This is a genomic window from Amycolatopsis sp. NPDC021455 (assembly GCF_040640995.1).
Taxonomy (GTDB): Bacteria; Actinomycetota; Actinomycetes; order Mycobacteriales; family Pseudonocardiaceae; genus Amycolatopsis.
The window spans coordinates 9,812-31,170 of record NZ_JBFACT010000010.1 but is presented as its reverse complement, the minus strand read 5'-3'; the positions used below and the strand labels follow the sequence as shown (position 1 = coordinate 31,170).

General features: G+C 72.9%; 18 protein-coding genes. 12 read left to right on the top strand and 6 right to left on the bottom strand.

Annotated elements, in window-relative coordinates; all coding sequences use genetic code 11:
- Positions 1–13: 13 nt before the first annotated feature.
- Positions 14–412, top strand: coding sequence for a DUF6069 family protein (locus tag AB0G28_RS15460; protein WP_361088620.1), 399 nt, complete (start codon positions 14–16; stop codon positions 410–412).
- Between the two features lie 9 nt (positions 413–421).
- On the opposite strand, the gene AB0G28_RS15455 is transcribed toward AB0G28_RS15460, so the two are convergent.
- Both AB0G28_RS15455 and AB0G28_RS15450 read right to left on the bottom strand, forming a co-directional pair.
- Complete coding sequence (locus tag AB0G28_RS15455; protein WP_361088618.1) at positions 422–1,156, bottom strand: hypothetical protein; 735 nt, start codon at positions 1,154–1,156, stop codon at positions 422–424.
- A 108-nt stretch (positions 1,157–1,264) separates the two neighbouring features.
- On the bottom strand, positions 1,265–2,311 hold the full coding sequence (locus AB0G28_RS15450; protein ID WP_361088616.1) for an amidohydrolase family protein: 1,047 nt from the start codon (positions 2,309–2,311) through the stop codon (positions 1,265–1,267).
- Positions 2,312–2,419: 108 nt separating this feature from the next.
- Here AB0G28_RS15450 and AB0G28_RS15445 point away from each other — a divergent pair, with 108 nt between their 5' ends.
- The 6 genes from AB0G28_RS15445 (at position 2,420) to AB0G28_RS15420 (ending at position 10,882) form a co-directional block, all read left to right on the top strand.
- Positions 2,420–4,720, top strand: a complete 2,301-nt coding sequence (locus tag AB0G28_RS15445) for a LuxR C-terminal-related transcriptional regulator (RefSeq protein ID WP_361088614.1) — start codon at positions 2,420–2,422, stop codon at positions 4,718–4,720.
- Between the two features lie 505 nt (positions 4,721–5,225).
- Positions 5,226–5,966, top strand: a complete 741-nt coding sequence (locus AB0G28_RS15440; protein ID WP_361088612.1) for an ArsR family transcriptional regulator — start codon at positions 5,226–5,228, stop codon at positions 5,964–5,966.
- The gene (locus tag AB0G28_RS15435; protein ID WP_361088610.1) at positions 5,963–6,346 is read left to right on the top strand and encodes a VOC family protein; all 384 of its coding nucleotides are present in this window, start codon (positions 5,963–5,965) and stop codon (positions 6,344–6,346) included. Before AB0G28_RS15440 ends, AB0G28_RS15435 begins: the two co-directional genes overlap by 4 nt.
- 135 nt (positions 6,347–6,481) lie before the next feature.
- The gene (locus AB0G28_RS15430; protein ID WP_361088608.1) at positions 6,482–6,904 is read left to right on the top strand and encodes an STAS domain-containing protein; all 423 of its coding nucleotides are present in this window, start codon (positions 6,482–6,484) and stop codon (positions 6,902–6,904) included.
- A gap of 268 nt (positions 6,905–7,172) precedes the next feature.
- Positions 7,173–9,575 (top strand): hypothetical protein, encoded by a 2,403-nt coding sequence (locus AB0G28_RS15425; protein ID WP_361088606.1) that lies wholly within the window; start codon positions 7,173–7,175, stop codon positions 9,573–9,575.
- 62 nt (positions 9,576–9,637) lie between these two features.
- The gene (locus AB0G28_RS15420; protein ID WP_361088605.1) at positions 9,638–10,882 is read left to right on the top strand and encodes a low temperature requirement protein A; all 1,245 of its coding nucleotides are present in this window, start codon (positions 9,638–9,640) and stop codon (positions 10,880–10,882) included.
- Between the two features lie 2 nt (positions 10,883–10,884).
- Here the strand turns inward: AB0G28_RS15420 and AB0G28_RS15415 are convergent, their stop codons facing one another.
- From AB0G28_RS15415 to AB0G28_RS15400, 4 genes are all read right to left on the bottom strand, one after another.
- On the bottom strand, positions 10,885–11,334 hold the full coding sequence (locus AB0G28_RS15415) for a DUF6098 family protein (RefSeq protein WP_361088604.1): 450 nt from the start codon (positions 11,332–11,334) through the stop codon (positions 10,885–10,887).
- A 33-nt stretch (positions 11,335–11,367) separates the two neighbouring features.
- The gene (locus AB0G28_RS15410) at positions 11,368–11,847 is read right to left on the bottom strand and encodes a hypothetical protein (protein ID WP_361088603.1); all 480 of its coding nucleotides are present in this window, start codon (positions 11,845–11,847) and stop codon (positions 11,368–11,370) included.
- A complete protein-coding gene (locus AB0G28_RS15405; protein WP_361088601.1) occupies positions 11,844–14,228 on the bottom strand; it encodes a nitrate reductase in 2,385 nt (794 codons plus the stop codon). The genes AB0G28_RS15410 and AB0G28_RS15405 overlap by 4 nt, the downstream gene beginning before the upstream one ends.
- 62 nt (positions 14,229–14,290) lie before the next feature.
- Positions 14,291–14,782 carry a MarR family transcriptional regulator gene (locus tag AB0G28_RS15400; protein WP_361088599.1) on the bottom strand — a complete coding sequence of 164 codons (492 nt, stop codon included), beginning with the start codon at positions 14,780–14,782 and terminating at the stop codon, positions 14,291–14,293.
- A gap of 79 nt (positions 14,783–14,861) precedes the next feature.
- Here AB0G28_RS15400 and AB0G28_RS15395 point away from each other — a divergent pair, with 79 nt between their 5' ends.
- The 5 genes from AB0G28_RS15395 to AB0G28_RS15375 all read left to right on the top strand — a co-directional run.
- A complete protein-coding gene (locus tag AB0G28_RS15395; RefSeq protein WP_361088597.1) occupies positions 14,862–15,227 on the top strand; it encodes a DUF6292 family protein in 366 nt (121 codons plus the stop codon).
- Positions 15,208–17,001 carry a thiamine pyrophosphate-requiring protein gene (locus tag AB0G28_RS15390; protein ID WP_361088595.1) on the top strand — a complete coding sequence of 598 codons (1,794 nt, stop codon included), beginning with the start codon at positions 15,208–15,210 and terminating at the stop codon, positions 16,999–17,001. Before AB0G28_RS15395 ends, AB0G28_RS15390 begins: the two co-directional genes overlap by 20 nt.
- Positions 16,998–18,074 carry an enolase C-terminal domain-like protein gene (locus AB0G28_RS15385; protein WP_361088593.1) on the top strand — a complete coding sequence of 359 codons (1,077 nt, stop codon included), beginning with the start codon at positions 16,998–17,000 and terminating at the stop codon, positions 18,072–18,074. Before AB0G28_RS15390 ends, AB0G28_RS15385 begins: the two co-directional genes overlap by 4 nt.
- A 13-nt stretch (positions 18,075–18,087) precedes the next feature.
- On the top strand, positions 18,088–21,162 hold the full coding sequence (locus AB0G28_RS15380; protein WP_361088591.1) for an FAD-binding and (Fe-S)-binding domain-containing protein: 3,075 nt from the start codon (positions 18,088–18,090) through the stop codon (positions 21,160–21,162).
- Positions 21,159–21,359 (top strand): hypothetical protein (locus tag AB0G28_RS15375; RefSeq protein ID WP_361088589.1); only part of this gene is annotated, 201 nt, incomplete at its 3' end. The genes AB0G28_RS15380 and AB0G28_RS15375, both read left to right, overlap by 4 nt.

Here is a 21,359-nt window from a genome sequence, read left to right as displayed (position 1 = left end):
CCAAGGAGGAGCGATGACCACCGCCACCACCCGGACCTCGACCCTGGCGCTCCGGCTCGGCTTGGCCGCCGTCGCCGCGCTCGCCGTGAACACGGCCATCGCGCTGGCGGCTTCCGCGCTCGACGACGGTGGCCTCGGCATCGGCCTCGCCCCCGTCGCCTACCTGCCGGCGACCCTCGCCGGCCTCCTCGCGGGCGCGGCCGGCTGGCGGCTGATCGTCCGGCGGGCACCGCGGGCGGCGCGTGCGCTGCGCGTGATCGTTCCCGCGGTGCTCGTCCTGACCTGGATCCCGGACCTGCTGCTGCTGACCGTGGGCGCGACCGCGGCGAACGTCGTGGGCCTGATGCTCATGCACACGGCCGTCACCACGGCCGTCGTCACCGCGATGCGCCCGACCCTGCCCCGGGCCTGAGCCGGTCCGTCAGCGCGGCGGGTAGCCGGGTTCGGCGCGGCCGCACCAGCGCGCGGTCGGCTTGACGATCGCGAGGACCAGCGTCGCCCCGGCGGGGATCAGGACCATGAGCAGCCCGACGAACGCGGCGCCGGCGTACATCCCGCCGAGGCCGCCGCTGTAGTACCAGACGCCGGCCGCGCTCATCACGACCGATACGAGCGACAGCAGGATGGCGAGCCCGCTGCCGATGATCGTGAGCACCCGGCCCACCGGCTTGCGCAGGAACAGGAGGATGCCGCCGGGCAGCAGCGTGCCCGCGAGCACGATGTTCTGGACCAGCACGAGGAGGCCCATCCAGAGCGGGCCGAGGCTCGCCAGCGTGACGATGCCGCCGATCAGGCCGACGAGGTAGAGCAGCCCGCCGAGGACGGCGAGGATGCCCGCGATGATCGCGGTGGCCCCGTTCGGCTTGGGCGGCTGCATCCCGTAGCCCATTGCGGGGTAGGGCGCCGGCGGGTAAGCGGTGCCGGGATACGACGGCTGGCCGGGGTACGGCTGCGCGGGGAACCCGCTCGAAGCCGGATAGGGCGGCTGCCCCGGAAACGGCTGCTGCGACTGCCCGGGGTACGGCTGCTGCGCACCCGGCTGAGGCGGCTGCCCGGGAAACGGCTGTGAATCCGGCGGGAACGGCTGCCCCGGCTGAGGCGTTGGCGCCGGGTAGGGCTGCTGCTGCGGCTGCCCGGGGTACTGCGGGTGAGTCATGACGTCCTCGGTCTCGGCTGACCGCCCCCGACGGTGCGCCACCCGACCTCCGGCGGCTACGGCCGTGATCGAGTCTCTCATGCGCGACGGGCCGGGCCTCACCTCCGGTCACCTGCCCTGCCGCTTCAGCGACGCGTCCAGGCGCGGGTAGACGGCACGGGCGTTGTGCTCCCGGATCGCCGCCCAGTCCTCTTCGGACAGTCCCGCCGCTTCGGCGTACCGGCGGGTGTCGTCGAAGTGGTGGCCGGTGCACGGGTCGACGCCGCGGACCGCGCCGACCATCTCCGACGCGAACAGGACGTTCGCGGCCGGCACCACCTCGAACAGCAGGTTCACGCCCGGCTGGTGGTACACGCACGTATCGAAATAGACGTTGCCCAGCACGTGCTCCTCCAGCGACGGCTTGCCCAGCGCCGCCGCGAGGCCGCGGAACCGGCCCCAGTGGTACGGCACCGCGCCGCCGCCGTGCGGGATCACCAGCCGCAGCGCCGGGAAGTCGGCGAACAGGTCGCCCTGCACCAGCTGCATGAACGCGGTCGTGTCCGCGTTGAGGTAGTGCGCGCCCGTCGTGTGGAACGCGGGGTTGACGCTGGTGCTGACGTGCACCATCGCCGGGACGTCGTACTCCACCATCTTCTCGTAGACCGGGTACCAGGACCGGTCCGTGAGCGGCGGGGCCGTCCAATGACCGCCCGAAGGATCCGGGTTGAGGTTGAGCGCGACGGCCCCGTACTCCTCCACGCAGCGGGTCAGCTCGGGGACGCAGGTGGCCGGGTCGGCACCCGGCGACTGCGGGAGCATCGCCGCGGGGGCGAACCGGCGGGGGTACAGCTCGCTGACCCGGTGGCACAGCTCGTTGCAGACCGCCGCCCACTGCGCCGACGTCTCGAAGCCGCCGACGTGGTGGGCCATGAACGATGCGCGGGGCGAGAAGATCGTCAGGTCGATCCCGCGCTCGTCCATCAGCCGGAGCTGGTTCGGCTCGAGCGTTTCGCGCAGTTCGTCGTCGCTGATGCGCAGGTCGGCGCGGATGGGCGGGGCCGCGGAGCCGTCCAGTGCGGCGATCTGCCGGTCGCGCCACGCCGCGAGGGCGGCCGGCGCGGTCGTGTAGTGGCCGTGGCAGTCGATGATCAAGGCGATTTCCTCGTCGCTCAAACAAGCTTGACTCTCGCCACCCTAATCGTCGATCAGATTGTTAACAATATCTACGACGAGCGTGGTTAGAAAGCGTTGTCACCTCCCGGCCGCTCTACACTCACGCGCATGCACGCCCGTTCCCGCCGAAGCGTGGGCAACCTGCCGGCCGAGCTGACCAGCTTCGTCGGCAGGCGGCATGAGCTGGCGGAAGCGAAACGCCGGCTGTCCGCGGCCAGGCTGGTGACGCTCACGGGCGCGGGCGGCGTCGGCAAGACGCGACTCGCGCTGCGCGTCGCCGCGGACGTGCGCCGGGCGTTCCCCGACGGCGTCTGGCTCGTCGAACTGGCCGACCTGGGCGACCCGCACCTATTGCCGAGCACCGTGGCGACGGCGCTCGGGCTGCGCGGCACCGGCGACCAGTCGGCCGGGCTCGCCGAGTACCTCGAGGACAAGCAGGTGCTCCTGGTGCTGGACAACTGCGAGCACGTCGCCGACGAATGCGCGACGCTGGTGGCGAAACTGCTCGCGGTCTCCGCCGGGCTCCGGGTGCTCGCCACCAGCCGGCACACGCTGCACGTCGAGGGCGAGCACATCCTGCACGTCGAGCCGCTGCCCGTCCCGGGGGACGAAGACACCGGCGCGAGCCCGGTCGAAGCCGTGACGCTGTTCGCCGAACGGGCGGCCGCCGTCTCGCCCGGCTTCGAGCTGACCCCGGACAACCGGGCCGCGGTGATCCGGATCTGCCGCCGGCTGGAAGGCATCCCGCTCGCCATCGAACTCGCCGCCGTCCGCCTCCGCGTGCTTTCGGTCGACCAGCTCGTCGAGCGGCTCGACGACCGGCTCGGCCTGCTCACTTCGCGTCCGCTCGGCGCGAAGCCCCGGCCGCGGACCCTGGAAGCGGCGATCGGCTGGAGCTTCGAGCTGTGCACCCCCGCGGAACAGCGGATGTGGGCGCAGGCGTCGGTGTTCCCCGGCGGGTTCGACCTCGACGCGGCCGAGCACGTCTGCGCGCCCCGCGAGACCGACGGCGACAGCGCGCTGGACGTCGTCGCGGGCCTGCTGGACAAGTCGGTCATCAGCCGCCGGAACGGCACCTTCGGCCGGCACGCCTGGTACCGCATGCTGGAGACCGTCCGCGAATACGGTGGCGCGAAACTGGCCGAGGCGGACGACGAGCCCGGCGTCCGGGCCCGGCAGGCCCGGTACTACGCCGGCCTCGCCCGGCGGTACCGGTCCGAAGGCTTCGGCCCGCAGCAGGTGGAGTGGCTCGACCGGCTCCGGCGTGAGCACCCCAACCTCCGGTCCGTGCTGGAGCACTGCCTGGCCACCCCCGAGCGGGCGGGCCACGCGCTCGACATCGCGGCCTCGCTGTGGAACTTCTGGTACGGCGGCGGTCTCGTCCCGGAGGGGTGCCGGTACCTGCGGCGCGGGCTCGAGCTGTGCGGAGAGCGCACGATCACCCGCGCGCGGGCGTTGTACGGCATGGCGTTCCTCGCGATCCAGACCGGCGCGCCGCACACCGAGCTGCTGGCCGAGCTCGCCGAGCTGGCCGAAGAGTTCGACGACGAACGGCTCCGCGCGGGCCGGGCGGAGTGTGCCGGGATGGCCGCGTTCTTCACCGGCGACCTCCAGGGTGGCGCCGAACTGCTGGAGCGCGCGCTCGCGGGGTACCGCACGGCCGGCGACGCGCTGCTCGTGTTCGACACGCTGATCCTGCTCGCCGCCGCGCGGTTCTTCCTCGACGACCCGCGTGGCGCGGCCGCCGCGGAAGAGGCCCTCGCCCTGACCGAACGGCACCAGGCACGCTGGTCGCGGGGCTACGCCCTGTGGGCCGTCGCGATCCACCGCTGGCGGGCCGGCGAACCCAGGCGGGCCGCGGAGCTGCTGCGCGAGGCCGTCGCCCTCCGGCTCACCGACCGCACGCTGCTCGCGTTCCTCGTCGAGGCCCTCGCGTGGTGCCACTCGTCCGAAGGCGCGCACGACCGGACCGCCCGGCTGCTCGGCGGCTCCCACGCGGTCTGGCGGCTCAGCGGCGCGCGCGTCGGCGAGATGAGTCCGTACCAGGGCTTCGACGAGCAGTGCGCGACGCTGGCCCGCAAAGCGCTCGGGGACGAGGAGTTCGACGCGGCGTTCGCGGCGGCGTCCCGCTTCGGCCTCGACGAGGTCGTCCGGTACGCGCTCGGCGAGAAACCGGCGCAGGCAGCCAAGGCGGCGCGGACGAGCGAGCCCGGCGGGCTGACCCGGCGGCAGCGGGAGATCGCCGAACTGGTGGCCCGGGGAATGACCAACAAGGAGATCGCCGCCGGTCTCGTCCTCAGCGGCCGGACCGTCGAGGGGCACGTCGAGAACATCCTGGTGAAGCTCGGGCTCACCTCCCGCGCCCAGGTGGCTTCGTGGCTGGCCGGCCAGCCGCGGCGACCCGCGTAGTCGTTCGGGTAGTTTCCCCGGTCCACTCCGGCGGGGTTCCGGACCATCCTCTTCCCCACGACCACAGACGGGGGTGGAGGAGGACGAGGTGTCCATCGACTCGGCGCCGCAGGCCTGTCCCCAGTGCCAGCGGCCGACGGTCCTGATGTCCCACGCGTGGGGCCGCCAATGGGTGCACGTCGGCACCTGGCGCCCGCAGTGCGGCGCCCCGCCCTGGACCGTCCGTGTTTCGGGGACCGGACCGCGGCCGGGAGCCCGCGGCTAGGTCGCCCGAACCCCGCCGGGCGCGCGGACGCCACCCCTCGTGGCCCGGCAGAGCGTGGCGGGGGCGCCGATCTTTTCGCCCCCCAACGATCGTGCGACCCCGCCACGCTCGCCCTCCCGGACGCCTTCCCCGCGGCCGCGCACGGCCGAGGGCGTCCGCGAATGGCCCATCGAGCCCGCGACCCTCGATGGGCCATTCAGGCGTCTGGTGCATCAAACCAGTTTGATGTATTTTCCGGGCATGGCTGCCGAACCGCCCGCCTTCGTCCGGCTGGCCGCGCACCCGCTGCGCTGGTCGCTGCTGAGCGCGCTCGCCGGCGGCGACCTCCGCGTCCGGGAACTCGTGGAGCACGTCGGCCAGCCGCAGAACCTGGTTTCCTACCACCTGCGGCTGCTGCGCCGCGGCGGGCTCGTGACCGCCACGCGCAGCAGCTTCGACGGCCGCGACAGCTACTACCACCTGGACCTCGACCGCTGCGCGGACGCGCTGGCCGAAACCGGCGCGGCCCTGCACCCCGCGTTGCGCCCGGAGACCCCGCCCCTCCCGCGGCGGGTCGCCGTGCTGTTCGTCTGCACCGGCAACAGCGCCCGCTCCCCGATCGCCGAAGCGCTGCTGCGCCGCCGAACCGCCGGGGAGGTGACCGTGACCAGCGCGGGCAGCCACCCGAAGGCCGCGTTGCACCCCGGCGCGGTCCGGGTGCTGGGCGAGGAGTTCGGCATCGACGTCGCCGGGCAGCGGCCGCGGCACCTGGACACCGTCGCCGGCCACCGGTTCGACCACGTGATCACGTTGTGCGACAAGGTCCGCGAGATCTGCCCCGAATTCCCGCACCACCCACGGCGCCGCCACTGGAGCATCCCCGACCCGGCGGGGTCGCGCGAGCCCGGCTCGTTCGCCGGGGCCGCGGCGGAGATCGACACGCGCGTCCGGCACCTGCTGCCGGTTCTCTCAGTGCCGCAAGACAAGGAGGCCCGGCCGTGACCGACCAGTACGCGAGTGTCCGGTACGTCGTCGACGACGTCCCGGCGGCCCTCGACTTCTACACCACCCACCTGGGCTTCACGGTGCGCATGAGCGCCGCGCCGGCCTTCGCCGACGTCGTCCGCGGCCCGCTGCGGCTGCTGCTGTCGGGCCCCGCCAGCTCCGGCGCCCGCGCCACTCCCGAGGACTCCTCTGCCGCCGGCCGCAACCGCATCCACCTCGTGGTCGCCGACCTGGACGCCGAGATCACGCGGCTGGCCGGCGCCGGCGTGGCCTTCCGCACCGAGGTGGTCTCCGGCCCCGGCGGGCGGCAGATCCTCCTCGCGGATCCCGCGGGCAACCTCGTCGAGCTCTTCCAGCCCGCCCACCGCGGCGCGTAGTCACTGCTCCGAACGCGGGACGGCGCCGGCCGGCGTTTGTGGCCACCCGGGGCACGGTTTTAGGCTGGTCGCGATCCCTGGTTCAAACCCGAGCCATCCCCTGGCCGTCGCCTCAGCGGGAGGGTGGCCTGCACCATGCCTTCGGCCGATCGGTCCCGACCGGACCGGCTGACCACCTCGCGGTCCCACGGCGACCCCGCCGTCGTGTCGCTGGCCGGAGAGCTCGACAGCGGGACCGTCCTGATCATGGCGCGCGCCGTTTCGCAGTGCCTCGCGCAGGATCCCGCTCCGGAGGTCCTCGTCCTCGACCTCGGCGGCGTCACGGTGCTGGCCGCCTCGGGGATCCGGGTCCTGCTGCACGCCCACGACCACGCCGCGCGCTGCCGGACCACGCTGCGCATCACCGCGCCCCGCCGCCCCGGGCCCCGGCACGCCCTGCGGATTTCCGGCGCCCACGCCATCATCGACGTCTACGCCGATCGCCGCGCCGCCCTGGCCGCCGGTGACCGGAGTTCCTTCCTGGAACTGGCGCACCGGCTGTGGACGACCGGGAAATAATTCTTCACCACCCGGTGATTCGGCCGTTTTTGGCGACTACCCATTACCCGATCGAGTGACGACCTGACGGCATCCGAGTGAGAACCGGCCGGAACAGCCCTCGTCACAGCAGGTGAAAACCCCAGGGGAACACACAAGAATTGCGCTGTTGGTTTCGCCTTTTCGGCGCCCGGGTGAGAGCGCTTCAACGCACTTCCGGTGCGGCATAGGATTTTCCTTCGGCCGGGAAAACGTTTCCCGGAACCTCCGGAAGAATCGAGGACCATTCATGCGAAGACGCATGCGTGCGCGCCGCCTGGGGGCGGTCCTGCCGCTCGTGCTCGTGGCGGCCACCGCCGTCCCGCTGCCCGCCGCCGCCGATCCCGCGCCGGTCTCCGCGCTGACGAAGTCCGTGCAGGGCACCGGTTCCCCGGCCGATCACGGCGGCACCGCGAACTGGGTGATCGGCTACGAAGACCACGCCACCACGACCGGTGCCGCCACCATCACCGACGCCGTCGGCGCGGGCCAGGCCTACCAGCCCGGCTCGCTGCACGCGCCACCCGGCTGGACCCCGCAGTGGTCCACCGACGGCAGCACGTTCACCGGCACCGAACCGGCCTCCGGCGTGACCGCCGTCCGGGCGACCAACCCCGCCGCCGGTCCCGACGCGACGCAGCTGTCCGGCGCCCTCACCCCGCCCGTGCAGGCGGTCACCACCCCGACCGGCGGCGACGGCTTCTCGCCGATCCTGTACCGCACTCCGGCCGGCGTGCTGCAGGCGTGGAACATCTACCACCACACGGGAGCCACCGCGCCGAAGGTGGTCTGCACCGAACTCGCCACCGGCGCGCGGTGCCCGGGCGGGCCGTGGCCGAAGGTGCTCAACACCGCGCCCGGCCCGCTCGGCACCCTGGGGGCCGGGGACATCGCCACCACCCTCATCGAGCAGTACGTCCGGGATCCCGCGGCCCCGGCGAAGGTCTACTACCCGGCCCTCACGGCGACGTCCGCCGGGGTCGGCTGCCTCGACCTGGCCGCCGCGGCCAACTGCGGGTACTGGCCGCTGGCCGCCCTCGGCGGGTCGCCGCCGGTGCACAACCTCGCGGGGCTCGTGGAGAGCGGCGGCAACCTCTACGGCGTGGTCAGCTCCGGCGCGGTGGTCTGCTGGACCATCGCCACGCGGAGCGCCTGCGGCGGCCAGCCGTACGCGCCGATCCTGCCGGCGGTCGACCAGGCGTACGTCTACGGCGCCATGACCGTGGTGGCGGGCAAGGTGTTCGCCTCGACGTCGAATCCGGGCGCCGCGCTCCAGCCGGCACTGGGCTGCTTCGACCCGGCGACGGCCACCGCGTGCGCCGGCTGGGGCTCGTCGCGGCCGACCGGACCGGCCGGCAACCACACCTACAACGCCTACACGGCCTTCAGCACGACCGGCGCTCCGGTGGGCGCGTGCTCGTCGACGACCGGCGGCACGAACGTCACGACGTGCTACGCGCTCGACGGGACGCCGTTGCCGGCGCCGCCGGTCGCGGCGGCGCTGACGGGCGGGAGCTATGTCTTCGACCCGGAGGTCGTCACCGATCCGAACGGCCACGTGCGCAGTTACCTGGCGATCTGGAACGGCGGCAACCCGGGCGCGGCGGTGTGCCACGACTGGACGACGGGGACGGCGTGCGCGGGCCTGCCGGGCCCGATCACGCACCCCTCGGTGAACGGCGGAGCCACGCGGGACTACGGGTACGCGTACGACCCGCCGTCGGGCTGCCTGATCGCCCTCGGCGACGCGGGCGTGCTGTTCTCGATGGACCCGATCACGGGAGCCACGCCGTGTGTCCGTTCCGGCGGGCAGGTGACGCTGAAACCGGGCGACTTCTCTTGCGACGGCGGAAGTCACGTCCAGGGCTACACCTCGGCGCGGCTGATGGGCGTCGATCCGACGAACGTCGACTTCGCGGCATCACGGGTGACGGTCGTCGACCAGGACGGCGCCGTGGTGCCGACGCCGGGCTTCGCCCCGGACGGCTCGGTCGACCTGACCGGCGTTTCGGTAGCAGCGCACCCGTCGATCACCGTGACGACGACGCTGGTCCTGCACAGCGCGGCGGGCTTCAGCGGCTCGCTGGTGGCCGACTTCGCGGGTGACGCACCCCAGCTGTGCTTCCGCACGGCGATCGCCGCGGACTGCACGGTGACGTCGGTGGCGAACACGGCGGCCGGCACCGACTCGACGGGCTCGTTCACCTCCAACACGGTGACGCTCCCGGTGGCCCCGGGCGCCGCGTGCACCCCGAAGGTGACCGTGGAGAAGGAGATCTGCACGGCGGTCCACCCGGCCCAGTGCGGCCCGGGCGGCGCCGGACCGTGGGCGAAACAGGCCCCGGTGGGTCTCCTCGGCGTGCTCTCCGCGTCGGCGTACTGGCGGATCACGGTGACGAACCACGGTCCGGTGGGGATCACCTCCGCGCAGGTGGTGGACAGCGTGGAGCCGTCGTGCCGGACGGGTCCGTTCACGCTGCAGGCGGGCCAGGCGAAGCAGGTGTACTGCACGACGTACGCGCTGCTGAGCCTGTTCCCGATCACCAACAAGGCGAAGGTGACCTACGTGCCGGTGAACGTGCCGCCGGGGACACCGCCGTCCGCCACGGACTGGTCCTCGGCCAGGGCCTGTTCCCTGCTCTGCATCCTCTGAAGGAGGTGAGCTCGGCGGCCCGGCGGGGACCCCGCGGGCCGCCAGGCGGCAGAATCCCCGCCGTGACCGATGAGGACGAGAGAACCGGCGCCGCGGCCGGGCACGGAAAGCGCGTCGGCTGGGTCGAGCTGTACTTCGATCTGGTCTTCGTGTTCGCGGTGGGCCAGGTGGCGCACAGCATCGTCGCGGAGCCGCACTGGGCGCGCGTCGCCGCCGCGCTGGGCCTGTTCGTGACGCTGTGGTGGACGTGGATCGGCTTCGCCGTGCTCTACAACCGCCGCGGCGACGACAGCCGGATGGCCGACCGGCTGTTCGTGCTCGCCGGCACGATCCCCTGCGCGATCGCCGCGACCCAGGTGCACCACGTCTTCGAGGGACATCCCGCGGTCTTCGCGGTGGCGATCGCCGTCGTCCGCGTGATCCTGTCGGCCGCCCACCGCTGGCTGGCCGGCCCCGGGCTCGACCAGCGCCGGATCACCAGGGCCTACGCGCTCTCCGCGGTCCTGTTCGGCGTCTCGGCGATCCTGCCCAGCAGCTGGGGGCTGTGGACGGTGGCCCTGCTGCAGGAGGCGGGGGCGCTGCTCCTCGGCGAACGGGACCGGCGGCGCGGCGAACCACGGGAGCGGCCCACGCGCGAGACGCGGTGGCGGGCGATGCTCGCCCCGCCGCGCGACCCGGGCCTCGCGGTCGACTCCGCGCACCTCGCGGAGCGCTTCGGGCTGTTCATGATCCTCCTGCTCGGCGAGCTGGTGCTGACGGTCGGCACCGCGGCGCTCGAACGCCCCGCCGACGACGTCGCGTACTGGCTGGTCACCGTCGGCGGCCTGGTGCTCGCGGGCGCGTTGTGGTGGATGTACTTCACGTCGGCCGCGGAGATCTACGAGCGCATGCTGGGTCTCTCCGGCGGCAACCCGGCGCTCGCCTACTCGCTGTACGCCGGCGGCCACCTCACCCCGGCGTTCGCGTTGCTGCTCGTCGCGGCCGGGATGAACCTTTCGCTGCACGAGTCCCCGCCCCCGGCGGCGGTGTGGCTCCTCACCGCGGGCCTGGCGGCCTACCTCGCCGGCACCAGGGTCTTCGCGGACGGCTCCCGGCGCTGGTACCACCGCCTGGCCCGGATCGCGTCGGTCGTCGCCACCGTGAACCTCGCCTTCCTGGACCGGGTCCTCCCGACGCCGGCGGTGGTCGTGGTGATCGCGCTCTGGGGCGTCGCGGCGGCCGCGGTCAGCTCGGTGCTGCGGCAACGCACCCTCGCCCGCTTCGGCGACAACCCGCTGGTGTTCCTCAGGGGCGCCGGAGGCGGGTGAGGTCAGCGGGCGGCCCGCCGGTCCATCGGACCCCACTCACGCGACCCCTGCTCGTCGACCAGACGCTGCGCCTCCCGCAAAACCTCATCGGCCACCCAAGCCAGCGGCCGCGCGTCCACGACCAACGGCTCGTTGTCCGGGCCGCGGGCGATTTCGCGGGCGCGCAGGACCCAGGGGCGGACGTCCGGGCCCCGCAGGTCGCGCAGGTGCTCGTAGTCGTAGAGGCGGCGCGCCAGCCACAACCGGATCGAGCGGCCGCCCCACCACGGCTCGCGGCGCAGCGAGTTCGCCGACAGGCCGGGCAGCGCGATACCCGTCAGCCCGTCCCGGCTCGACTCCTCGGCGCCGAGATCGGCGTCCGGGCCGCGGGACCAGCGGACGTAGAGGTCGCCGTCGCCTTCCTCCTCGAAGAGCCGGGTCAGCTCGGCCAGGTCCGTCACCGTGGGCAGCATGATCACGCTGTACCCGGGCGTCCGGCGGCTAACCTAGCTCGTCAGGATCTGCGGCGAGAGCACCTTGAGCATCGCGTTGGTCCACTTCAGCTGCCGCAGCGTCTGCGGGTGGCAGCCGCTCGCCAGCTCCAGCAGGCCGGGGTCCTTCGCCGCCTGTGCGGCCTGGGCGAGCAGCTCCCAGTCGAGCGACACCCCCGCCGCCCGGCGGTGCAGGCGGCGCAGGTCCGCGAGCAGCAGCAGGCCCGGCTCCGGACGGCGGCCGCTCAGCTCGGCCAGTGCCGTCCGCAGCGGCTCGAGCGGGCCGGGGCCCGGGACGTCCTCGTCGAGGTCCAGGCCGTGCTCCCGGCCGGCGCGGGCGATGGCGCGGAGGTGCGCCGCCGACCAGCCGGCCAGGTCGCGGGCGACGTGGTGGACCTCGTGCTCCGCGTGGTGGCGGTCCGAGGTCTTCAGCAGGTCCTTGGCCAAGGTCGTCTCGGAACGGTGCAGCTCCCGCAGGACGAGGTCGAGCTTCATCGGACGACCTCCTCGTCGACGGCCGCGGGCACCGGCTCCGGCCGCGGCGCCGCCGGGCCGATCCGGCGCAGCGCGGCCGCGGCGGTCTTGAACAGCGGCTGCTTGGACACCGGGTCCCAGTCGGTGAAGGTGAGCTCGTTGGCGGCACGGTCGCCGTCCTTGCCCGCCGCGTGATCGACGTCCCAGTAGCCGTAGTGGAACGGCAGGAACAGCACGCCGTCGCGGATCCCGCCGATCCGGACGCGGGCGTGGACGGCGCCGCGGGGTGTCGAGACCTCCGCGAGGTCGCCTTCGGCGAGCCCCGCGGCGGCCGCGTCCCGTTCGGACACCTCGAGCCAGACCTCCGGCGCGGCCGCCTGCAGCTCCGGGGCGCGGCCGGTCTTCGTGCGCGTGTGGAAGTGGTAGAGAGTCCGGCCGTTGATCAGGAAGAACGGGTGGTCCGCGTCCGGCGTTTCATGCGGCGGGACGTACTCGGCGGCCTTGAGCATGGCCTTGCCGTCCGGGTTCATCGCCCGGTACTCGACGGGTTCCATCGGCGCCCCGGTGACGAGATCTCGGCCGTAGCTTTCGCAGTAGTCGGGCTGGGCGAAGAACTTCCCGTCGGCGTAGAGCCGTTCGGTCCCGTCCGGACTGTCCGAAGTGCACGGCCACTGGATGCCGCTGACTTCGCGCAGTTTCGCATAGCTCAACCCGCTGTAGTCGCACGGCCGCCCGGCCGACGCGCGCTTCCACGCCTCGAACGCCGTTTCGGCGTCGTGCCACTGCGGGAACGGTTCGCCGTCGTTGCCCCGGAAGTCCATCCGCCGCGCGTAGTCGAGGAAGATGTCCAGGTCCGCCCGGGCCTGCCCGGGCGGCTCGACCGCCTTTTCCGACAGGTGCACCGTGCGGTCGGCGTTGGTGAAGGTGCCGGTCTTCTCGCCCCAGAGCGCCGCGGGCAGCACGACGTCGGCGAACTCGGCGGTCTCGGTGAGGAACGCGTCCTGCACCACCAGGAACAGCCGCGAGGAGTCCAAAATGGACCTGATGCGGCGCAGCTCGGGCAGGGACACGGCCGGGTTGGTGGCCGACACCCAGAGGAACCGCAGGGTGCCGGTTTCGGCGTACCGCAGCATCTGCATGAGGTGCGTCGGCGGCCCGTAGTGCGGGATCTTGCTCTGCTCGACGTTCCACAGCTTCGCCAGCTCGGCGACGTGGGAGTCGTTGGCCCAGTTGCGGAACCCGGTCAGGTCGCCGTCGGCGCCGCATTCGCGGGTGTTCTCCGCGGTGGGCTGGCCGTTCATCTGCAGCACGCCGGCGCCCGGCTTGCCGAGCATGCCGCGCAGCAGGACGAGGTTGTTCACCTGCACTGCGGCCGCGGAGGCCTGGTGCGACTGGTAGAACCCCTGCAGCACCGTGCACAGCAGCCGCTCGGCGGTGCCGAGCAGCCGGGCGGCTTCGCGGATCCGCTCGGCGTCGACGCCGCAGATCTCGGCGGCCCGCTCCGGCGGGTAGTCCGCGACCATCGCCGCGAGGTCGTCGTAGCCGACCGTGCGGCGTTCCACGTAGTCGCGGTCGGCCCAGCCGTGCTCGATGATCTCGTGCAGGAGCCCGTTCATGAGCGCGACGTTGGTCCCGGGCAGCGGCGCCAGGTGCAGCGTCGCCGCCCGGGCGACCGGGGTGTCGCGCGGATCGACGCAGAGCACCGCCGGCGGGTTCGGCCCGGCGAGCCGGTCGAGGACACGCGACCAGAGGACGGCCTGCGTTTCGGCCATGTTGTGCCCGAAGAGGGCGATGACGTCGGCGTGGTCGACGTCGGTGTAGGACGACGGCTGGCCGTCGCAGCCGAAGGACTCCTTCAGCGCGGCGGCCGCGGTCGCGGTGCAGAGCCGGGTGTTGCCGTCGAGGTGGTTGGTGCCCAGGCCGCCGCGGGCGATCGCGGCGAGCGTGTAGTACTCCTCGGCGAACAGCTGGCCGCTGGTGTAGAACCCGAGCGCGCCGGGCCCCTGCTCGTCGAGCAGTTCCTCGCTGCGCCGGACGATCACGTCCATCGCCTCGTCCCAGCTCGCCGCCACGAGTTCGCCGTGCCTGCGCACCAGCGGGGTCGTCAGCCGGTCCGGCGACGAGTTCGCCTGCCAGCCGAAGAGGTCCTTCGGGTCGAGCCGCCCGCGGTTGACGCGGTCGTCGGCGCGGCCGCGGACCCCGGCGATCCGGCCGCCGGCCACCGCGATGTCGAGGCCGTCGCCGTTGGAGTGCAGCACCGCGGCGCTGCGGACCCACCGTTCGACGTCGGCGGGCGCCACGCCGTCGGCGAGGCGGCTGTCCACCCGGGCCGGCCACGGCTCCCCCGGCCCGTAGGGCGTCCTGGTCCCCCAGGGCTGGGTGATTCCGTCGCGCTTTCCCACCGCAAGGACCTCCGATCGTGGGCGGACGACCGCCGGATACCCGCCCGCCCGCGCGGCAAACGTTATTTTCGGGTGATTTGGTTTGCGTCACGCAACAATGAGGGAAAATCCGATTCGTACGCTTCGACCGCTCCGGCGAACCGGCCGAACGCGATCGTCACCGCGGCGCGGGCTTCGGGATCGAGCCGGTCCAGCACGGCGGTCAGCACCTGCCGCCGGTCGTGGTCCACGCGCTCGACCAGCTGACGGCCCGCCGCCGTCGGCGCCAGCAGCGTCTCCCGCCGGTTCAGCGGATTGGCCGCCTTTTCCAGCAGGTTCAGGGTCACCAGCCGATCACACGCCCGGGTGACCGAGGACGGGTTCAGGGCCAGCTCGCGGGCCACCTTGCCCATGGTGACCGGGGTCCGGTCGGCCACCACCCGCAGGGCGCGGAACTGGGTCAGCGTCAGCTGTTCGGTGTTCCGCCCGACGGTCGAGTCCGCGATCGCCACCATCGCCCGGAGCGCGGCCAGAGCCGCGTCCGTCTCCTCTTGCAGTCGCCACGTTTGCGTCACGCAAGTATGGTAGACGGCGAAAGCGGGTACAGCGATTCGTGAGCGCCGAAGGCGACCACGAAAGGAGGCGTCCGCGCCGGTGAAACCCGATCCCGGGCACGTCGAGGCCGCGGCCCTGCGCGACTACGTCGAGACCGTCGCCGAGCTGCTGGGCGTCGAACCGGCCGCGTCGTGGAGCGAGTACGGCAGTCCGACAGCAGCTTCGACCGCCTACATCGCCCTCGCCGCCCGGCGGGCGGGCCGGTTCCTGATGCTGTCGTGGACCGACGGCGGCGGGTGGTGCCTGGCCGTCGAACCGGACGGCGCGGAAGAGCCCGCGGTCCTGGCCCGGTGGCCGGAACCGGCGCGGCCGCGGCCCGCCGTGGTGGCCCGCCGGGTGCACGAGGCGCTCACGCAAGCGGCATCGCACGCCCAAGGGAGTACTCATGAGCCAGACAGTCGGTGACCACCTGCTCCAGCGCTTGCGCGAATGGGGAGTGGAGCAGGTCTTCGCCTACCCGGGCGACGGGATCAACGGACTCGTCGCCTCGTTCGGCAAGGCGGACAACCAGCCGCGCTTCGTGCAGGCGCGGCACGAGGAGATGGCCGCCTTCTCGGCGGTCGGCTACGCGAAGTTCAGCGGCAAGGTCGGCGTCTGCATGGCCACCTCCGGCCCGGGCGCGATCCACCTGCTGAACGGGCTCTACGACGCCAAGCTCGACCACGTCCCGGTGGTCGCGATCGTCGGGCAGACCGCGCGCAGCGCGATGGGCGGCAGCTACCAGCAGGAAGTCGACCTGCAGGCGCTCTACAAGGACGTCGCGAGCGAATACCTCGTCGAGGTCAACGTCGCCGAGCAGCTGCCGAACGCGCTCGACCGGGCGATCCGGACGGCCGAGTCGTCCCGCTGCCCGACCGCCCTGATCATCCCGGCGGACCTGCAGGAAGAGGAGTACACCCCGCCGCAGCACGCGTTCAAGCAGGTGCCGTCCAGCCCGCCGAGCACGGCGTGGCCGGCCCCGGTCCCGCCCGAGGTGGACCTCGACGCGGCGGCCGAGGTGCTCAACGCCGGCGAGAAGGTCGCCATCCTGGTCGGGCAGGGCGCGCGCGGCGCGGCCGAGGAGGTCCGCCAGGTCGCCGAGGTCACCGGCGCGGGCGTGGCGAAGGCGTTGCTGGGCAAGGACGTCCTGCCCGACGACCTGCCGTGGGTGACCGGCTCGATCGGGCTGCTCGGCACCCGGCCGAGCTACGAGCTGATGCGCGACTGCGACACGCTGCTGATCGTCGGCTCGAACTTCCCGTACAGCCAGTTCCTGCCGGACTTCGGCCAGGCGCGGGCGGTGCAGATCGACCTCGACGGCCGGTTCATCGGGATGCGCTACCCGACCGAGGTCAACCTCGTCGGGGACAGCGCGGCCACGCTGCGGGCGCTGCTGCCGCGGCTGAAGAGCAAGCCGGACCGCTCGTGGCGCGAGACGATCGAGAAGAACGTCGCGTCCTGGTGGGAGACCGTCGACAAGGAAGCCGCCGTCGACGCCGATCCGGTGAACCCGATGGCCGTCGTCAACGAGCTGTCGAAGCGGATCCCGGAGAACGCCATCGTCACCGCGGACTCCGGCTCCTCCACCAACTGGTACGCGCGCAACCTCCGCATCCGGGGCGACATCCGCGGGTCGCTGTCGGGCACGCTGGCCACCATGGGCCCGGGCGTGCCGTACGCCATCGGCGCGAAGTTCGCCCACCCGGACCGGCCGGTGATCGCGCTCGTCGGCGACGGCGCGATGCAGATGAACGGCCTCGCCGAGCTGATCACCATCGCGCGCTACCACACGCTGTGGAGCGACCCGCGCTGCGTGATCTGCGTGTTCCACAACAACGACCTGAACCAGGTCACGTGGGAGCTGCGCGCGATGGGCGGCGCGCCGAAGTTCGAGGAGTCGCAGACCCTGCCCGACGTCGACTACGCCGGTTTCGCCCTCTCGCTCGGGCTGGCCGCGGTCACGGTCGACAAGCCGGATCAGCTGGCCTCGGCCTGGGACACCGCGCTGGCCGCGGGCAAGCCGGCGGTGCTGGACGTCCGCTGCGACCCGGAGGTGCCACCGATCCCGCCGCACGCCACGTTCGAGCAGGTGAAGTCGGCCGCCCAGGCCGTCCTCAAGGGCGACCCCGACGCCTTCCACCTCGTCGCCCAGGGCGTCAAGACGAAGCTGCAGGAGTTCCTGCCCGGGAAGAACCGGTGACCACGATCGAGCGGGTCGGCGCCCGGGCCTACCGGGTGCCGACCCCGCAGCCCGAAGCCGACGGGACCCTCGCCTGGGACGCCACCACGATCGTCGTGGTGCACGTCGAAGGCGGGGACGTCACCGGGCTGGGCTGGACGTACGCGGACGCGGCCTGCGTGCCGCTGGTCGAGGGCGTGCTCGCGGGCGCCGTCCGCGGCCGCCCGGTGCTCGACGTGCCCGCCTGCTGGGCGGCCATGCGGCACGCGATCCGCAACCTCGGCCGGCCCGGCCTGGTCTCGTGCGCGATGTCGGCGGTCGACATCGCGTTGTGGGACGCCGCGGCCCGGTCGCTCGGGCTGCCCGTGAGCAGGCTGCTCGGCCGGGCGCACGACGAGGTCGCCGTGTACGGCAGCGGCGGCTTCACCACCCTCTCCGATGACGAGCTGACCGCCCAGCTGAGCCATTGGGCGCACGAGCAGCGCATCCCGCGCGTGAAGATCAAGATCGGCGAGTCGCCCGACCGCGATCTCGCGCGGGTCGGCTTGGCGCGCAAGGTGATCGGCGACGACACGGCGCTGTACGTGGACGCCAACGGCGCCTATCCGGCCGGCGAGGCGGGCCGGCTGCTGGCACCGCTGAGAGACGCGGGAGTCACCTGGTTCGAAGAACCGGTGTCCAGCGACGACCTGGACGGCCTCGCCCGGCTGCGCACGGCCGGCGGCCCGGACATCGCCGCCGGGGAGTACGGCTACGACCTGCCCTACTTCGCCCGCCTGCTCCCCGTTGTCGACTGCCTGCAGGTCGACGTCACCCGGTGCGGCGGTTTCACCGAATGGCGGCGGGCCACGGCGCTGGCCGCCGCGGCCGGCCGGGAGGTCTCGGCGCACTGCGCGCCGAACCTCTCCGCGCACGCCGCCGTGGCCACCCAGAACTTCCGGCACATCGAGTGGTTCGCCGACCACGACCGGATCGAGCGGCTGTTCTTCGACGGCTGCCTCGACCCCGCGGGCGGCACCGTGACGCCGTCGATGGCCGCGCCCGGGCACGGACTGACCTTCCGCGCCGGAACCGCGGCCGAGTACGCACTCTGAAGGAGGATCCGCGATGGGAACCGTCCAGCTGCCCGACCCCGTGCTGCGCCACGACGACTTCGCCGGTCTCGCCGCGGCCCTGCGCGAGCGCGTCGACGGCGAAGTGCGCTTCGACCGCGGAACACGCGCGGCGTACTCGACCGACGCGTCCAACTTCCGCCAGGTCCCCCTCGGCGTCGTGCTGCCGCGGACGCCGGAGGACGCCGTCGCGGCGATCGCGGTGGCGCGGGAGTTCGGGGCGCCGGTCCTGTCCCGCGGCGGGGGCACCAGCCTCGCCGGCCAGTGCACCAACACCGCCGTCGTGCTCGACTTTTCGAAGTACTGCCACCGGCTCGAGTCGGTCGACGCCGACGCGCGCACCTGCGTGGTGCAGCCGGGGATCGTGCTCGACGAGCTGAACCGGCAGCTCGCGGACACCGGCCTGCGGTTCGGGCCGGAACCGGCGACGCACATGAACTGCACGCTCGGCGGGATGATCGGCAACAACTCGTGCGGCGCCACGGCCCAGCGGACCGGCAAGGTCGTCGACAACATCAGGCGCCTGGAAGTCCTCACCTACGACGGCACCCGGTTCTGGTGCGGGGAAACCACCGACGAGGAGTACGCTTCGATCGAGCACCGGGGCGATCCGCGCGCCGCGATCTACCGGCAGCTGCGCCGGCTGCGCGACGAGTACGCCGGGGAGATCCGCCGCCGGTACCCGGACATCCCGCGCCGCGTCTCGGGGTACAACCTCGACTCCCTGCTGCCGGAGCACCACTTCGACGTCGCCGGGCTGCTCGTCGGCAGCGAGTCCACTTTGGTCACCGTGCTGCGTGCGGAGCTGGAGCTGGTCCCGGTGCTGCCCGAACGGACGCTCGTCGTCCTCGGCTACCCGGACATCGCGAAGGCCGCCGACGCCGTGCCGTCCATCCTCCCGCACGAGCCGGTCGCCCTCGAAGGCGTCGACCACAAGCTGATCCGCGACCAGCAGATCAAGCACATGAACCCGAAGGCGCTGGGCGAGCTGCCGGAGGGCCGCGCGTTCCTCATGGTGCAGTTCGCCGCCGGGACGCACGAAGAAGCCGAGCGGCAGGCGCACAAGATGCTCGAGGCCCTCCACGACACCGAGCACGAGGCCGACGTCGAGTTCCTGGACGACCCCGAACGCGAGAACGAGCTCTGGCAGGTCCGCGAAGCCGGGTTGGGCGCCACCGCGCACCTGCCGGGCCGGGCCGACACCTTCGAAGGCTGGGAAGACTCCGCCGTCGCGCCCGACCGGCTCGGCGAGTACCTGCGGAAGCTGACCGCGCTGTACGAAGAGTTCGGCTACGCCGGCGACACGGGCCCGAGCCTGTACGGCCACTTCGGCCAGGGCTGCGTGCACACCCGCATCCCGTTCGACCTCTACTCCGCCGGCGGTGTCGCCGCCTACCGGCGGTTCATGGAACGCGCCGCCGACCTGGTCGCCGCCATGGGCGGCTCGTTCTCCGGCGAGCACGGCGACGGCCAGTCCCGCGGCGAGCTGCTGCCGAAGATGTTCGGCGAGGACCTGGTGACGGCGTTCGGCAGGCTGAAGGCCGTCTTCGACCCCGGGAACCGGATGAACCCGGGCAAGGTCGTCGCCCCCTACCGGCTCGACGAGAACCTGCGCCTCGGCGCCGGCTGGTCGCCCGCCGACCCGCAGGACCTGCACTTCCGCTTCCCCGACGACGGCGGCTCGTTCGCCCAGGCCGCGAACCGCTGCGTCGGCGTCGGCCGGTGCCGGCAGCACACCACGAGCGGCGGGCAGGTCATGTGCCCGTCGTACCAGGTGACCGGCGAGGAGGAGCACTCCACGCGCGGGCGGGCGCGGCTGCTGTTCGAGATGCTCGACGGCCACGGGGACAGCCCCGTCGGCGAGGGCTGGCGCTCCGGCGACGTGCGTGAAGCCCTGGATCTTTGCTTGGCCTGCAAGGGATGCAAGACCGACTGTCCGGCCAAGGTGGACATGGCGACGTACAAGGCGGAGTTCCTCAGCCACCACTACGAGGGGCGCCCGTGGCGGCGGCCGCGTTCGGACTGGACGATGGGCTGGCTGCCGGCGTTCGCCCAGGTCGTCGGCAGGCTGCGGGCCGGGCGCGTGGTGAACGCCCTCACCCACGCGCCCGGCCTGTCCCGGCCGGCCACCCTCGCCGCGGGTGTGGAGGACCGGGAGATCCCGAAGTTCGCCGGGGAAACCCTGCAGCAGTGGTTCGCCCGGCGCGGGCCGTCCGGCACCGGGGCCCGCGGCACGGTGCTGCTGTGGCCGGACACGTTCACCAACTCCTTCCACCCGCACGTCGGGCAGGCCGCGATCCGGCTCATGGAGGACGCCGGGTGGCGGGTGACGATGCCGTCGGCGCCGGTGTGCTGCGGGCTGACGTGGATCTCGACCGGGCAGCTGGGCGCGGCCAAGCACATCCTGGCCCGCACGGTCCGCGAGCTGGCCCCGCACCTGCACGACGGCGGGCTGGTCGTGGGCCTGGAACCCAGCTGCACGGCGGTGTTCCGCTCCGACGCGTACGAGCTGTTCCCGGGCGACCAGGACGTCCGGCGGCTGCGCGCGCAGACGGTGACGCTGGCCGAGCTGCTCACCGAGCACTCCCCCGGCTACCGCCCGCCGCGGCTGGGGCGCGGCGCGAAGGCGATCGCGCAGGTCCACTGCCACCAGCACGCGATCATGGGCTGGGAAGCCGACCGGAAGCTCCTGGAAGCGGCGGGAGTCGACGCCGAGCACCTCGACTCCGGGTGCTGCGGCCTGGCGGGCAACTTCGGCTTCGAGAAGGGACACCTGGAGGTTTCGAAGGCGTGCGCCGAGCGGGTGCTGCTGCCCCGGGTCCGGGAGGCGTCGCGGGAGACGGCGGTGCTGGCCGACGGGTTCAGCTGCCGCACCCAGCTGCACGAGCTGGACAGCGGCGGCCGGGAAGGCGTGCACCTGGCGGAGTTGCTGGCCGGTGGGCTCGACGCGCCGGCGCCGGCGCCGGCGCCGGCTTCGGCTCCGCGGAAGCGGACGGCGGTGTTCGCCGCTCTCGGGGTGGCCGCGACGGCTGCGGCGGGGTTCGGCTTGGCTCGCCGGAGGACGCGATGACCCGCGCGACGGCGGCGGCGCGGGCCCGGCGGAAGAAGCGGAGAGCGATGCTCGCCGCCCTCGGCGCGACCCAGGCCGACCCGCCGAAGAACCGAACAGCAATGCTCGCCGCCCTCGGCGCGACCCAGGCCGACCCGCCGAAGAACCGAACAGCAATGCTCGCCGCCCTCGGCGCGACCCAGGCCGACCCGCCGAAG

Excerpts from the sequence above, each read along its gene's own strand:
- AB0G28_RS15460 (WP_361088620.1), top strand. The coding sequence starts at position 14 with ATGACCACCGCCACCACCCGGACCTCGACCCTGGCGCTCCGGCTCGGC.
- AB0G28_RS15455 (WP_361088618.1), bottom strand. The coding sequence starts at position 1,156 with ATGACTCACCCGCAGTACCCCGGGCAGCCGCAGCAGCAGCCCTACCCG.
- AB0G28_RS15445 (WP_361088614.1), top strand. The coding sequence starts at position 2,420 with ATGCACGCCCGTTCCCGCCGAAGCGTGGGCAACCTGCCGGCCGAGCTG.
- AB0G28_RS15440 (WP_361088612.1), top strand. The coding sequence starts at position 5,226 with ATGGCTGCCGAACCGCCCGCCTTCGTCCGGCTGGCCGCGCACCCGCTG.
- AB0G28_RS15430 (WP_361088608.1), top strand. The coding sequence starts at position 6,482 with ATGCCTTCGGCCGATCGGTCCCGACCGGACCGGCTGACCACCTCGCGG.
- AB0G28_RS15425 (WP_361088606.1), top strand. The coding sequence starts at position 7,173 with ATGCGAAGACGCATGCGTGCGCGCCGCCTGGGGGCGGTCCTGCCGCTC.
- AB0G28_RS15415 (WP_361088604.1), bottom strand. The coding sequence starts at position 11,334 with ATGCTGCCCACGGTGACGGACCTGGCCGAGCTGACCCGGCTCTTCGAG.
- AB0G28_RS15410 (WP_361088603.1), bottom strand. The coding sequence starts at position 11,847 with ATGAAGCTCGACCTCGTCCTGCGGGAGCTGCACCGTTCCGAGACGACC.
- AB0G28_RS15390 (WP_361088595.1), top strand. The coding sequence starts at position 15,208 with ATGAGCCAGACAGTCGGTGACCACCTGCTCCAGCGCTTGCGCGAATGG.
- AB0G28_RS15380 (WP_361088591.1), top strand. The coding sequence starts at position 18,088 with ATGGGAACCGTCCAGCTGCCCGACCCCGTGCTGCGCCACGACGACTTC.